We start from the raw sequence: 13,979 nt of genomic DNA, 5'->3' as shown, positions 1-13,979 counted from the left end.
TATTATTGATGACTATTAAATTCAAAAAGAAAATGGAAAACTTTGAAGCAAAGAAAGCGGCGTACATGGATTTGGTGAAAGCAGAAGAACAAGATCAAGAAAAACTTGCTTCAGCCTGGAATGAAATGCAAGACGCGCTTGCAGAGGATTTAACTGATAAGATCACGGAACAAGTTAGAAATCAAAATGTAGATGCTCAAATTTTAACGGCGCGCGGTCAAAATGTTTTGACTTCAGAAGAAACAAAATTCTTTAATCAAGTTGTAGAGTTCGGAGGATTTGACGAAGATTCTATTCTCCCCGTAACAACACAAGAACGCATCTTTGAAGATTTAATTGCAGCGCATCCATTACTAGGAGTAATCGGTTTGCAAGATTTAGGAGCAGTAACGCGTTTTATTAAATCAGATCCTACAAAAGCTTTCGCGTGGGGCGCTCTTTTCGGAGAAATCAAAGGACAAGTAAGCGCGGCTTTCACTGAAGAACAAATTGGGCAATTGAAACTAACCGCTTTCGCAGTAATTCCGAAAGATATGTTAGATCTTGGTCCGGTATGGGTTGAACGTTATGTTCGTACTTTATTAGTTGAATCTTACTCTGTTGGTTTAGAATATGGTTTAGTTAATGGTCGTGGACCTTCTCAAAATGAACCTATTGGACTAATGAAAAATAAAGATTCTGAAACAGGAGCAGTAACAACTAAAACAGCATCAGGAACTTTAACTTTTGCGCCTTCTGAACGTGGTGAAATCGTAGCGGGTGAACTTCACGATGTTATCAAATCTTTATCAACGAACGAAAAAGGAAAAGCGCGCAAAGTGCTTAATAAAATTGTGATGGTAGTTAATCCAATTGATTTAATCAGCGTACAAGCTAGAAACACAATTCAAAATTCAAACGGTCAATGGGTAACTTCTTTACCTTATAACATTCAACTTGTGGAATCTGAAGAGATCCCAGAGAAAAAAACTTTATTCTTTGTTCGTGGTGAATACCTTGCGGCTGTTGCAGGTGGCTACAAAACAAACAAATTTGATCAAACTTTAGCTATTGAAGATGCAATGCTTTACACGATTAAACAATTCGCTAATGGGAAGCCAAGCGATAACAAAACAGCATTGCTTTATGATTTGGATATTAGCTTTGCAACATCTGAACCTGCAGGAGCATAAAGGGGTTGATGTTTAATGATTACAGAGGGAGTCGTTGAAGAATTCAAAGTCCGTATGCATATAACACATGGAGCAGAAGACGACAATCTTAAAAGGTTGTTGTCTTTTTCTTATGCAGACATTAAAAATAAGTGCGGTGATTTTGATATTACTGTTGATGGTCCTGGAAAAGAATTAGTGTTTGAACGTACACGGTATGCTTACAACGATGCCATAGAATACTTCAATAATAATTTTTTGAATCAGATTAACAGCTTTTCTTTTGAAAACCTTCCTGAAGAAGGTGATGATATTGCGGAAGTTTGAGTATAACCAGCCGCGAGTTCATAGCGGTGAGTTGCGTACACCTATTTATTTTTACACATCTACTCCTAATGAGGGACCAATGCCCGGTGACACTAAGACGAAGGTCTTTACAGCTTGGGCGAAGATAGACAATGTGTGGATGAAAGATTTGGAGATTGCTAAAGCCAATGGAACTTTATCAGATATTACGATTGTGATTCGAGATCCACTAACTGAGTTTATTCCTACCAATCGTCATTATGTAGAGATAGACGCTCCCGAGTATCGTGGTATTGAATTTAACGTTAAGCAGGTACAGCCGGATTTGCAGAACAAGGAGTTTGTTAATGTAATTGCCGAGGTGTCGTCATGAGTGGGATTAGAATTGATGGTATGGATGAACTATTAGCTGAGTTAGATAAACGTTATGGCAAAGAAGCTATGGAGATTAAAGTAGACCAAGCTTTAAAAAAAGGTGCAGAAGTTTTCGAGTCGGAACTTAAACGAGAGTTTGCGAAGTTCAAAGATACAGGCGCATCTATATATGAAATTACGGTCTCTGAACCGCTTGACTATGGTGGTAAACGTACGATTCGAGTGCATTGGAAAGGTCCGAAAAGTCGTTACCGCATCATTCACTTAAACGAGTTTGGAACAGTTCAGAACCCTAACCCTCCTGGTAAAGGCGCTGTTGCTAGGGCAGAAAGATCAGCAAGGGAAGCCTATCAACGTGTGATACGTGAAGAATTAGGGAGGGGTTAAAGTGCTGAATTTCATTTATGAAAAACTATTAGAAAATCAGTACATTGTTCTGAACGTTGGAAATAGAATTAAGTTTTATGAGTACCCTCCTACTGACAGCATGGAGGGTGTTTATATTGTAATTGATCCACTTGACGTACCTAGACCTGGTGATTATGCGGATGATCAACCCTTAACGGATGATTACTTATATCAGATTGAAGTATGGAGCCAGGATTACCTTCTAACGAACAATGTAGCGAAAGAAGTGCGTAAAGTGATGCTTGCAATTGGATTTGGTCAAGGGTCAGGTGTTGATGAATGGGACAGTGATACAAGGATTTATCGTGACGCTAGGCGTTATGAGGGTAAGGTGTACGTTTCAGAAATCATATAAAAGGAGTGATTAAACATGCCAGAAAAAAATTATAGATCCGCAACAGGTGTAGATAAGTTTTACTATGCACCGTTAAATAATTTAAATGTAGCAGAAGGTACGCCAGAAAGAGTGAAATTCCTTCAAACTGTCACGGTGGAAATGCCACAAGAACCAGTTAGAGCATATGGTGATAACCGGGTTGCGGAAATTGCTGTTGCTGCTGGTGACATTACAGTTAACGCAGCATTTCATAAGCTCCCTGAAGAGGATAAAGCGGTATTGCTAGGGTTAGATAAGCTTGAAGGAGTTTATGCTCATGGTTCAAGCGATGCGCCGCCTTATGTTGCGGTTGTCTTTGCAAGAACCTATCAAGATGGATCTACCGAGTGGGTAGGACTTACAAAGGGAATGTTCTTGCGTCCTAATAAAAGCGCTCAAACAAAACAAGGAAGCGTGGAATTTGGTCCTGATGAAATTTCGGCAGCCTTTATGGATCGTGAAGTTGAAGGTTTCGATGATGAAAAATCTGTTCTTTTTGCTAAAGATGCAAAGGGAGAGACAACGAACCGTGATGCGTTATTCAATATGATCTTTGGATCAGCATATCCAACAGACATTCCAGAGGGGGCTTAATTAAATGAGCTATGAAGTGCTAGAAGATTTCAAAGACTTGAAGGATAAGAACAAGATTTACCGTAAAGGTGATACCTACCCGAAGCCAGTGAATAAAAAGATTAGCGAAGCGAGATTAGAAGAGCTCTCTTCAGCTAATAACAAACTGGGCGCTCCGTTAATCAAAAAGTTGAACGAAAAGCCTGAAGGGTTTGAAGGGAAATCAGAAGTTAATGAAACGAGTGAAGAGCAGGAGTAATAAACCCTGCTCTTTTTTTATATCAACTAATACAAATCAAAGGGGAATGCACAAATGGCACAGTTAAAAAGAAACGTTATCGAGTTAGTTAAAAATGTTGAAGAAGTTCAAAAAGGTGGGGCGGTTATTCTTGAAAAATATTGGACACCGCTTTTCATCCCATTTAGTAAAGTACGTCAAGCATTGCAACTGCAAGCAGATATGGCGAAGGACGAGGATGCTTCTGAACTTGAAATGATGGAAATGCTTGCTGACTTTGTGGCGAAAGAAATCTATAACAATCAATTTACAATTGATGATTTATATGATCGTTTGCATGCTCCTGATGCTTTAGAAGCGTTACAAGCTCAATTAATGTTTGTTGCGCAGGGGGATCAAACGAATGCAACAAAAAAGTATTTAGAGAGTCAGAATTAACAGCCGCAGATTTCACACCGCAAAAACAGCTTGAATACATGGATAAGATGATTATGGACCTTATGGAAAACGGTAAGGACGTAAACGAAGTGTTAAGCATGCCATTTCATTATGTGGTGGAGATATTAAGAGATAAAAACAAGCCACAAGAAGAACAATCCTTAATCTCTGCTTTTGGTGGATAAAGTGAATTTCATTTTAGAGGGAAGGAGGGGACTTAATGACAGATAGGATAAAAGGTCTTTCAATTGGCTTAGATTTAGATACGGTACAAGTTGAACGAGGATTAACAGGATTAAAACAGAGCCTTAAAACCGTAAACTCAGAAATGAGAGCGAATATGTCTCAATTTGACAAGAGCGATCGGTCAGTGGGCAAGTATGAAAAAAGACTAGAAGGCTTGAACAAAAAGATTGAAGTACAAACCAAGATCACTAGCGAAGCCGAGAAAAAGTACAAAGATATGGTTGCACAGCATGGCGAAGGTTCGAAGGAAGCGCAAAGAGCCGCAATAGAGTACAACAAACAAGCAGCTGAGCTAAACAATTTAAAGAGCTATACCGAGGGCGTAACAAAGGAATTAAAAGCATTACGTGAAGAACAACGTATAGCTAACTCATCTTGGACGAAAACAGGTCAAAAAATAGATGAAACAGGAAAGAAAATGTCTGCTGTCGGCGGGAATATGCAATCCGTTGGGAAGGTATGGACGACCGCTGTTTTAGGTATAGGCGCAGCCGCTGCTGGTGTAGGTGTATCATTATTTGCACTTACAAACAAAGTAACTGAAAACGCTGATTCCATTGCAAAAGGCGCCAAAAAAATGGGTGTATCTACAGACTTTTATCAAGAAATGGACTATTGGGCGAGTCAGAACGGTATAAGTCAAGACATCATGGAAAACTCATTGAAACGATTGAATCAACGCATGGGCGAAGCGGCTAACGGAAACAAAAAGTATTCTAATGCCCTAACTAAATTAGGCGTGAATATGGATGGTGTGCGAGAAGGTACGGTTTCTACCGAGGATGCCTTTGCTCAATCTATCCAAAGTTTATCGGAAATGACAAGTGAACAAGAAAAGTCTGCTTTGGCGGCTGAATTATTTGGTTCTAAGATGGCACAAGATTTAATGCCAGCGTTACAAGATGGTTCACTAACCATTGACGAAGCGAAGCAAAAGGCAGAAGAACTAGGTATCGTTATGAGTGAGGATCAATTAAAAGCAGCAGAAGCTTTTCAAGATGCTCAGGACGACATTAAACGTGCAATGGGCGGTGTAGTAAACTCTATTGGTTTAGAGGTTATGCCACACTTTCAAAGATTGCTTGATTGGGTTCTTGCAAACATGCCTCAGATTCGAGAGACGATTCAAAATGCTATGGACCAAGTAATTGAGCGAATTAGTGTCTTTATGAAATGGTGGAGAGAACTGTCTGATGGCGCGAAACGATGGATAGGGATTGCCGCAGGTGCAGCAATAGCAGTAGGTCCCCTATTATTAGCGTTCGGTTCAGCCTTAAAAATTATGGGTCCCCTAGTATCTGTATTTGGTCAGCTTTCAATGTGGGTTGGTCGTGTAGGTGGATTGATGCCAGCACTTAAAATAGCATTTACCGCATTGACGGGACCGGTAGGGATAACGGTTGCTATTATCGCGGCTTTAACAGCCGGATTTATAACCGCTTATCGTTCTTCAGATATTTTCCGTGAACGTGTTCATGCGGCACTAGATGGGGCAAAAAAAGCCTTTCAAATGGCGATTGATTTCATTAAGCCAGTCATTGAAAATTTAGTCAAACAGATCAAAGCATTCGGTGATTCTATACTGAAATTTTGGAATGAAAATAAAGAATCGATTCAACAAGCGGTAGAAAATATCATGAGTTTCGTACTGGATTTGCTACAAGGCATGTTCAAAATCGCGAAAAAATTCATGCCGTTAATTGAAATGATTTTTAAAAATGCTTGGGCTGTTATCACTCTAGTTTTTGAAGTTGCGAAAAATACAATTATGGGTATCATTCAAATTTTCGCAGGTCTTTTTACTGGCGATACAAAGAAAATGATCCAGGGTGTAAAAACCATCTTCAGTGGTGGGTTTAAAGCCATTATAGATTTCTTTGGTAGCTTGAAAGATAACTCTCTAAAACTCGTATCTCAATTGCTTGGTGGGTTCACTTCATACGTAACCAACCTAAAAGACAACGGGATTAATCGTATTAAGGTCATGAGAGATGATATTGTTACTCGTGTAACTAACTTAAAAGATAATTTCCTCTCTTTAGGCACAAATATTCGTGATAGCGTAACAGGGCACTTCACGAATTTGAAAGACAACACGATCAAGCGAGTCCTTGACATGCGTACTGAAGCCGTTCGCCGATTCACCGTTATGAAAGACCGTTTTTTCGATGTCGGCCGTGATATACGAGATAACTTAAAATCTCGTTTCGATGATATGGTCACAGCAGCCAAAGAGCTACCAGGACGCATAGGTGACGGAATCAAGAATATGGCTTCAAAAGCTACATCAGGAGTCAAGTCTTTCGCCAATTCGATCGGGTCAACCTTAGAAACTGGTATAAATAAAGTTGTTGGTGGAATGAATAATTTACTCGGTAAGATTGGGGTAAGTTTAACGATTCCTAAGATTAACATTCCGCAGTATGCAAAAGGGACGAAGAATCATCCTGGTGGTCCTGCTGTCGTCGGGGAGGAAGGACAAGAGCTTGCTCACATACCAGGTAAAGGTTATACAATCCTTGGATTAAAAGGTGCTGAGCTTCTTAACTTACCTAAAGGTTCAAGCGTACTCCCTAACAAAGAAACAGAACGATTACTAACCGATGGCATGGGCTTGCCAGGCTATAAAACAGGCGTAGGTCGTGCATTTGATTGGGCAAAAGGTAAAGCTCAATCAGGATGGCAGAATGCTAAAAGCCTTGCTAGCGATGCAGTTGGTTGGCTATTAGACGCACCTAAAAAACTATTCGATAAGGCTATGGAGTTTGTAGGAGTGTCGATGCCGAAAGCTGATGATTTTGGCGGTAGTATCATGAGGGGATCATTCACCGGTTTACGTGATGCGGTTGTTGAAATGTTAAAAGGCGTTCAAAGTGAAGTGTCTCCAGGCAATCCCACATTCGGAGCTCCATTCCGTATGACTTCTCCATTTGGATGGCGTACACATCCAGTCTTAGGTACACGTAGATTTCACTCTGGTATTGATTACGCTGCCCCTACTGGAACTCCTTTACTCTCTCAAAGCGCAGGAACCGTATCATTCAATGGATGGATGGGCGGTTATGGAAATACGGTTATGGTCAAGAGCGGAATGTTTGATCATTTGTATGCTCATAACAGTCGGAATATTGCTCGTACTGGACAATCCATTTCAAAAGGGCAGCTATTAGGATTAGTCGGTTCAACAGGCATGAGTACAGGTCCGCACGTTCACTATGAAGTGCGTAAAAATGGTAAAGCGATTAATCCAAAAGGGTTTAAAACAGGTGGCTTAATTAAAGAAGCGATGATGACGATGCTTGGTGACGGTGGTTATCCTGAGTATGTGATTCCTACTGATCCTGCTCGTGCTACAGATGCTATGAAACTTCTTGCCTTAGCAGGTCGAGATATCGAGCGAAATGGTGGAGCGAAAAGACCTCATCAACTACCTTCGGTTAATTTTAACGAAGATAATAAAGTTATTGAGCTTTTAAAACAGCTAATTGAACATCTCACAAAAGAGAATGAATACTCTCAAAAGATGATTGATTTGCTTATGAAATTGGTAGATAAAGATTTAATTGCAGTACTTGAAACAAGGAGTACAGCCAAGGGACTTTATAAAGATATAAGAGAATTTATAGACCGGGATGAAGGTAGAAGGAGGGGGTGAGTGAATTGAAAATAAGCTATGCAGGGCGTGAGTTATTAAACGTGGAAGTGGGGGGATCTTTTAGAATCCCCTCATTTTCTAACGAGTTTGAGCGGTCACAAAATATAAATGGACGTCTCCTAGTAAAGAAGAGAAGGACTATTTCAACAGAATTTGATTTACCTTTGATCATCAAAAATCGTTATGCGAAAAGATCAAGTGATGAAATAATCAACTCAATAGTTAATTATTTTGATTATGACGAACCGCAACCTTTACAATTCGAGGGTAGAAAATGGTATTGGATGGCAAGGGTTGAAGGTCCATTTGAAGTTAAACAAACTGCTAGGGGATTTGAAGAAATAACGGTAAGGGTCATACTAGAAGACCCATATAAATATGGAGAAGAGAGATCCGGCTCATTTCCTTCTGAACTACTAACCATCACTAATGAAGGCACAGCTCCCACGTACCCAGTGTTTAAAGCGACGGTGAAAGAATCCATCACAAATTTAGATATTGTAACGGATCAAGGCTACATGAGGATTGGGCAACCTTTGTCAGTAGAGGAGGCAGTATTTGCACCTGAAACACTTATCCTACGAGATACGCTAAGCAGTTTAACAGGTTGGACAGCAGCTAATGATGTGGAAGGTGGAATTGTAGCCGGTCAGATGCATACGGATGGGGAGAGCTTTCGAGCGCAGTCATACGGTCAAGGCGCTAATTGGCATGGGCCAGCGGTTAAAAAGAGTCTAGCGAGTACGTTACAAGATTTTAAGATCGATGTCTATTGCTCTCTCAAAACAACAGAGGTTTCAGAAGCAGGACGCTTGGAAATTACTCTTTTGGACATAAACAATAATCCAATCGGCAAGGTAGCCATGAAAGACTTGAGAGTCACAACAGACGAAAATACCGGGGAAGCAAGAGCTGGAGCACTATTAGGTGGCCATCATCTCATTAACACATCGGGTGTGCGTCCTGGTGTATGGAATCACTTTTACGGGATTATGCGTCTGCAACGCCAAGGAACCAAATGGCATGCATACATTGCTAAAATTGATATTCACAATGGACATAGACACAACACCGTATGGCAAGAGGTCTACGTGGACGTGAATGAGCGATACATGAATCAATTAGCGCAGGTACAGATCCACATTGGTCAGCACGGTACCAAACATTGGGTAAGAGATATTGCTGTTCATGAAATTAGAGTATGGCGTTTGAATCAGCAACAAGGCATTCCTTATATTGCTCATGCGGGTGATGAAATCGAAATTGACCACAGAACCAATGACATTCGAATCAATGGGGAAGATGCGAAGCACTTAAAAGATTTTGGTGCTTCTTTTTTTGCACTTCACAAAGGGGACAATATCATTAGTTATAGCTCAAGTGGTGAAGTCGAGTTAAGTATGGAGTGGAGAGAACGTTTTAAGTAAAGGAGCTGTTAAAAAGGCACATATGGAACTAGGGAAGACATGATGATTAAGCTTGATGATTTCTTACTTAACAGTAGCATCATTCAAGAAGAATATAGCCAATTGGTGCAAATGTTAGATGGAAGCATAGTTGAGTAACACTATTTAAAAAAATTGCAATTAGTTTGTGTTTTTCGAACTATTTATTGGTTATATGTGGTATTATTATATAGGTATATTGAAAGGGGTGCAATAAATGGAGAAGCCTACATTTTCTGAACAAGTTAAGCATTTTACAACTACTCTTGAGAATTCTAAAGGTAAAAAGGTGAGATATAGGGTAGAGGAAAGCCCTGATTACCCTGAGTACAAAAATGATAGTGTTGTTAATGTGATTGTTAGTGGTAACGATATAACAGTTGATATGCAGCAGACTTCTGTTACTACTAATGAAGTGAAACAGATTTCGTATACTGACTATCCAGATCGTACAGATTTTTGGTTATATGGAAAAGACTCAGCTGATCGGTACAATGTTACCAAATAATCTATTAAACTAATGATTGCTTTAAATTTGTAATAAGCAAGAAGCCAACAAATAATGTTGGCTTCTTTATTTGTACTTAAATGAAATCAACTAGAAAGGATGTGAACCATGACTAAAAACATTACTCAGGTTGCCAGCACCTACATCGGACAAACGGAACGCACCGAAAAGAAAGCAGTCGTTAATCCAATTGTCCATGTGCTGGATTACAAAACGGAAAATATTGTAGCGACACTTGAAAACAAAGAAGAAACGGCTGTTTTCTTTGAAGATGTCCATACGGAGTCACTAGAAAACAACCTTGAAACGTTTGATTTCAATATGCAAGCAAATGTGAAAGAAGCTGAATATGTCTCTAAACGAAACCGTATCATCATACCCGGTGAGGACGGTTTTTTTCGTGAGTTCATTATTAGTGAAACTCATCAATCCAGCAATAAGATCAAAGAAGTATATAGCACAGCTTCTTATGAAGAACTTGCAAAGCAGAAAGTGATTGATCCCGTGGTGCTTGAAGGTCAAACGGTTAACACATCGTTGGACTTTGCGCTTATTGGTACAGAATGGACTAGAGGGATCACTGAATATGCAGGTGCTCGTAAGCTTACCTTAGAGGATCACACCAATCCTTTTAAGCTTCTGAAACAGATTGCTACTCTATTTGAATTAGAGTTGCGTTTTCGAGTAGAGATCAGAGGCAGCCGCATTGTTGGTCGTTATGTGGACTTGATTACTAAACGTGGAATTGATGGCAAGAAAGAGGTTGAGCTTGGCAAGGATTTAATCAATATCACACGTAAGGAAAAGACAGATGAGATTGTAACGGCTCTAGTCGGTATCGGTCCTGAAAGAGAAGATGGGACAAGGCATATCGTCCGTATTCAAGATGATGAAGCGAGAGAGCGTTGGAGCCGTGATGGTCGTCACCTGTGGGATATCTACATGCCTGAGACGAACGATTTAGATATGACTGTTGAACGTCTTACAGAGCTTACGCAATCTGCCTTAGATAAGCGTATCAACTCTGTTATTATGTATGAAGCAGATACAGCGAGTATAGAACATATCTTTGGCTATGAGCATGAGAAGATAAGGCTAGGCGACTATACGAGGGTGAAAGATACGTCCTTTATTCCCCCGCTTTATTTAGATGCTCGAGTCGTAACGATTGAGCGTTCTGTATCAGATGCCAGTCAAAAGAAATACTTTCTCGGTGATTTCATTGAGTATTCAGAAGATGAGATCATGGCTACATTTAAGCATCTACGTGCCATTCTTGCTCGTAAGATCAATGAGGGAAATGTCAGAGAGATCACCTACGATAAAGGAGAGATTGATCGACGGGATGAAGATACCTATAACCGTGGCACTGATTACTCAGATGATCGAGCCAAAGAAGCGGAGGATAAAGCAAAGGATTATGTAGATGAGAAGACAGAGGGCATTACAGAAGATGTAAAAGAACAAATGTCTCAGTTTTATGAGAAGAAAATTTATCGGGGTGGTACAACGCCTCAGAGTCCTGATCCTTATGACCTTTGGCTAGATGAAAGTTCTAATCCTCCAGTGTGGAAACGATTTGTCGGTGGTCAGTGGGTAAAGTTTACTCGAACAAACATGAGTGAATTACAGGGGCAGGTTGTAGAAAGTCAGATTGCGAATCAAGCCATCGTATCAAGAGCATTAGCCGATGTTGCAGTCACGATGAATAAGATAGCAAACGGGGCAGTAGGAACAGAGAAGCTTGCTGCTTTTGCGGTTGTAGCTGATAAAATCATGGCAAATGCAGTGACAGCAGGAAAAATTGCCGCCAATGCTATAACTGCTAGAGAAATTAAGGCAGGGACAATTACTGCATTAGAAATTGCCGCAGGCACAATAACTACTGACTTAATTAGTGCTGCTGGTATCGATGCAGGAGTGATCAAAGCGGGCATTTTATCGGGGGTCACTCTAGATTTAGATACGGATGCAAGAATCGGAAGGTATCTGTACGTTGGACGTAATCACAGCAATCACAATCAAGAAAATGGAATTTTTCTTGCAACAGGAACTAGTATTCGAGCCGTGAATCAAGATCTAATGTTAAGTTCTATCCGTTCTACTAGAATTGGTGGATCAAATGCCTATGTTAATACGAATCAGCTAACTGGAGAAGTAACGATATTCGGTCAAGCAAATGCCAAGTTAGAAACAGGTATGCAAATATGGGGGAATCTTACGAAGACCACCTCGGAGCGTGGGTATTGTGGTGTAGGTGGGCATGATTTTCGATCTGGAGGATCAGTAGCCGGTCAAGGAGTGAATTTCAAGGTGAATAAAACATACACTCCTTCCAGTATTAGCTTTACGTTAAATAATAGAAGTCATACCAACTTAACCCCATCAGTTTTCCATATCGCACAAGAAGGATTTTTCTTTGGTCTTGAGGGGCAAGGTTCTAACACGTATATGTTTTGGAGAGGATGGTACCAAGCGTGATCACAAAGTTTCAAAGTGGGAAAGTAGATGTTAAATGTGCCAACTGTGATAGAGAGTCCGTTCACATCATCCCAGAAAATTATGTAAGTGAGTTTAATGAAGAATACGGAGAATATTATAATCTAATGCTTGAATCTTGTGAGTGTGGGTGTGTCGAAGTTGTAAACATGAACATACCAGAAGAAGAAATGGATGAATACAAGCTTGAAAAGGATGTCATGATTTATCCAGATATTAATGCTCGGTATTACATTAGGAAGATGATTAGAGAATATAGGGTTGAGAGGAGAAAAGATGGAACAATTAACACTATGGTTTAATCGAGAAAGTTTAGATGTCATACACATGTACTTGTTTGGCGGAGTAAAGTTTTTAGATCTTTTAGCTTTACTGATGCTTATCGATATAGCTACTGGTATAACTAGAGCAATAAAAGAAAAAAGGTTAAGAAGTCGAACAGCTTACTTCGGATATGCTCGAAAGATAGGTGCTTTTGGGATAATTATAGTAGCTAATATTATTGATATCATATTGGATTTGAACGGTGCGGTAGCAATAGCTACGGTGTTTTTTTATATTTCTGTTGAAAGTTTGAGTATCTTAGAAAACTACACTCAAATTGGTGGTAAGGTACCAAATGCCATTAAAGATAGCTTGCAAGTGATTGATACGAGTAACTCTAAAGGAGATGAAAAGCATGACTAAGTTAACTACAGAGTGTGTGTATTGCGGTAAAGAAATCGAGTGGGAGCAAGACTTATTCGCAGAAGGTTCTCATGGTGAACCAGTTTGTAACGAGTGTAAGCAGCATGAAGAGACAAATGTGTAAAGCTTAGCAAAGTAGGTACAAGCCGTTCCTTAAATTTAAGATAAATCATTTGATGACATTAAGGAGGAATTTATTATGGTAAAAATTATGATTGATCCCGGACATGGGGGAAGTGATCCGGGAGCACAAGCAAACGGTTTACGAGAAAAAGATCTAGTATTAACGATAGGGTTAGCAATGCGAGATTATCTTATTGCAGAGTATGAGAATGTAGAAGTGAGAATGACGCGAGATACGGACTCCTTTTTAACTCTAGAGCAACGTGCAAATCTAGCCAACGCATGGGGAGCTGACTACTTTATTTCTGTCCATGTGAATGCGGGTGGGGGAACAGGATTTGAATCTTTTATCCACACAACTCGTTCAACTGGATCAGTAAATGCTCAGAACATTGTTCATGACGAAATTTTGAAGTTGATTGGTGTTACTGATCGTGGGAAGAAAGAGGCGAACTTTTCCGTACTTCGAAACACAAGCATGCCGGCTATTTTAACCGAAGTATTGTTTATTGATCGTACAACAGATGCGGCTAGGTTGAGAGATCCCAATTTCCTCATCACAGCAGCACAAGGGCATGTAAATGGATTAGCAAAAGCATTTAATCTTAAGAGAAGAGGTGGTACCGTGGGAGCAAATACACACTTATCAGAAGGACAAGAACGTGACCGTCAATTAGTAATAGATTACGGCTTAACAGATGGTCGTAATCCTCGTAATCAAGTAGATAACCTGTATGTGTGGCAGATGATGGCTCAGTTAATTCGTAAGATTGAGAGTGGAGAGATTAAAAGTAAGTAATGTAAAAGAGCCCTCACATTGTGGGGGCTAAACTGTTGTCAATATTTAATTTATTATTATTGGAAATAAAACAAAAAACACCTACCCTAGTCAGGAAGGGTAGGTGTTTTTCCGAATTATCACATAGACTTTGGTTGGGAACTAATTGTATA

The 13,979-nt window shown here is 39.8% G+C and carries 17 protein-coding genes; all 17 read left to right on the top strand.

Going from position 1 to position 13,979, the window contains the following annotated elements; all coding sequences use genetic code 11:
* Positions 1-8 precede the first annotated feature (8 nt).
* Positions 9-1,172 (top strand): phage major capsid protein, encoded by a 1,164-nt coding sequence (locus tag CDZ88_RS08210; protein WP_100373080.1) that lies wholly within the window; start codon positions 9-11, stop codon positions 1,170-1,172.
* 15 nt (positions 1,173-1,187) lie between these two features.
* Positions 1,188-1,478 (top strand): phage head-tail connector protein, encoded by a 291-nt coding sequence (locus CDZ88_RS08205; RefSeq protein WP_100373079.1) that lies wholly within the window; start codon positions 1,188-1,190, stop codon positions 1,476-1,478.
* Entirely contained in the window at positions 1,465-1,830 is a 366-nt protein-coding gene (locus CDZ88_RS08200) for a phage head completion protein (RefSeq protein ID WP_100373078.1), read from the top strand. The genes CDZ88_RS08205 and CDZ88_RS08200 overlap by 14 nt, the downstream gene beginning before the upstream one ends.
* Complete coding sequence (locus CDZ88_RS08195; RefSeq protein ID WP_100373077.1) at positions 1,827-2,219, top strand: HK97-gp10 family putative phage morphogenesis protein; 393 nt, start codon at positions 1,827-1,829, stop codon at positions 2,217-2,219. The genes CDZ88_RS08200 and CDZ88_RS08195 overlap by 4 nt, the downstream gene beginning before the upstream one ends.
* Position 2,220: 1 nt before the next feature.
* Complete coding sequence (locus tag CDZ88_RS08190) at positions 2,221-2,595, top strand: hypothetical protein (RefSeq protein WP_100373076.1); 375 nt, start codon at positions 2,221-2,223, stop codon at positions 2,593-2,595.
* Positions 2,596-2,610: 15 nt separating this feature from the next.
* Complete coding sequence (locus tag CDZ88_RS08185; protein WP_100373075.1) at positions 2,611-3,210, top strand: major tail protein; 600 nt, start codon at positions 2,611-2,613, stop codon at positions 3,208-3,210.
* A 4-nt stretch (positions 3,211-3,214) separates the two neighbouring features.
* Entirely contained in the window at positions 3,215-3,448 is a 234-nt protein-coding gene (locus CDZ88_RS08180; RefSeq protein ID WP_100373074.1) for a hypothetical protein, read from the top strand.
* Between the two features lie 54 nt (positions 3,449-3,502).
* Positions 3,503-3,865, top strand: a complete 363-nt coding sequence (gene gpG / locus CDZ88_RS08175) for a phage tail assembly chaperone G (RefSeq protein WP_100373073.1) — start codon at positions 3,503-3,505, stop codon at positions 3,863-3,865.
* 53 nt (positions 3,866-3,918) lie between these two features.
* A complete protein-coding gene (gpGT, locus tag CDZ88_RS17375) occupies positions 3,919-4,050 on the top strand; it encodes a phage tail assembly chaperone GT (protein WP_442857117.1) in 132 nt (43 codons plus the stop codon).
* A gap of 35 nt (positions 4,051-4,085) precedes the next feature.
* Positions 4,086-7,766: a peptidoglycan DD-metalloendopeptidase family protein gene (locus tag CDZ88_RS08170; RefSeq protein WP_100373072.1), complete on the top strand. Its 3,681-nt coding sequence runs from the start codon at positions 4,086-4,088 to the stop codon at positions 7,764-7,766.
* 5 nt (positions 7,767-7,771) lie between these two features.
* A complete protein-coding gene (locus CDZ88_RS08165) occupies positions 7,772-9,193 on the top strand; it encodes a phage distal tail protein (protein ID WP_157796507.1) in 1,422 nt (473 codons plus the stop codon).
* Positions 9,194-9,428: 235 nt separating this feature from the next.
* Positions 9,429-9,719 carry a hypothetical protein gene (locus tag CDZ88_RS08160; protein ID WP_100373070.1) on the top strand — a complete coding sequence of 97 codons (291 nt, stop codon included), beginning with the start codon at positions 9,429-9,431 and terminating at the stop codon, positions 9,717-9,719.
* A 108-nt stretch (positions 9,720-9,827) separates the two neighbouring features.
* Positions 9,828-12,200: a phage tail spike protein gene (locus CDZ88_RS08155; protein ID WP_100373069.1), complete on the top strand. Its 2,373-nt coding sequence runs from the start codon at positions 9,828-9,830 to the stop codon at positions 12,198-12,200.
* On the top strand, positions 12,197-12,520 hold the full coding sequence (locus tag CDZ88_RS08150; RefSeq protein ID WP_100373068.1) for a hypothetical protein: 324 nt from the start codon (positions 12,197-12,199) through the stop codon (positions 12,518-12,520). Before CDZ88_RS08155 ends, CDZ88_RS08150 begins: the two co-directional genes overlap by 4 nt.
* Positions 12,495-12,905, top strand: a complete 411-nt coding sequence (locus CDZ88_RS08145; RefSeq protein WP_100373067.1) for a phage holin family protein — start codon at positions 12,495-12,497, stop codon at positions 12,903-12,905. Before CDZ88_RS08150 ends, CDZ88_RS08145 begins: the two co-directional genes overlap by 26 nt.
* A complete protein-coding gene (locus tag CDZ88_RS17825; protein WP_269799253.1) occupies positions 12,898-13,029 on the top strand; it encodes a hypothetical protein in 132 nt (43 codons plus the stop codon). The genes CDZ88_RS08145 and CDZ88_RS17825 overlap by 8 nt, the downstream gene beginning before the upstream one ends.
* 75 nt (positions 13,030-13,104) lie before the next feature.
* Positions 13,105-13,827, top strand: a complete 723-nt coding sequence (locus CDZ88_RS08140) for an N-acetylmuramoyl-L-alanine amidase family protein (RefSeq protein WP_100373066.1) — start codon at positions 13,105-13,107, stop codon at positions 13,825-13,827.
* The last annotated feature ends 152 nt before the right edge of the window (positions 13,828-13,979 follow it).

This window comes from Bacillus sp. FJAT-45037, from assembly GCF_002797325.1.
In the GTDB taxonomy this organism is placed as follows: domain Bacteria; phylum Bacillota; class Bacilli; order Bacillales; family Bacillaceae_D; genus Alkalihalophilus.
The sequence above is the reverse complement of the archived record's forward strand: the minus strand, read 5'-3'. Positions and strand labels throughout refer to the sequence as shown.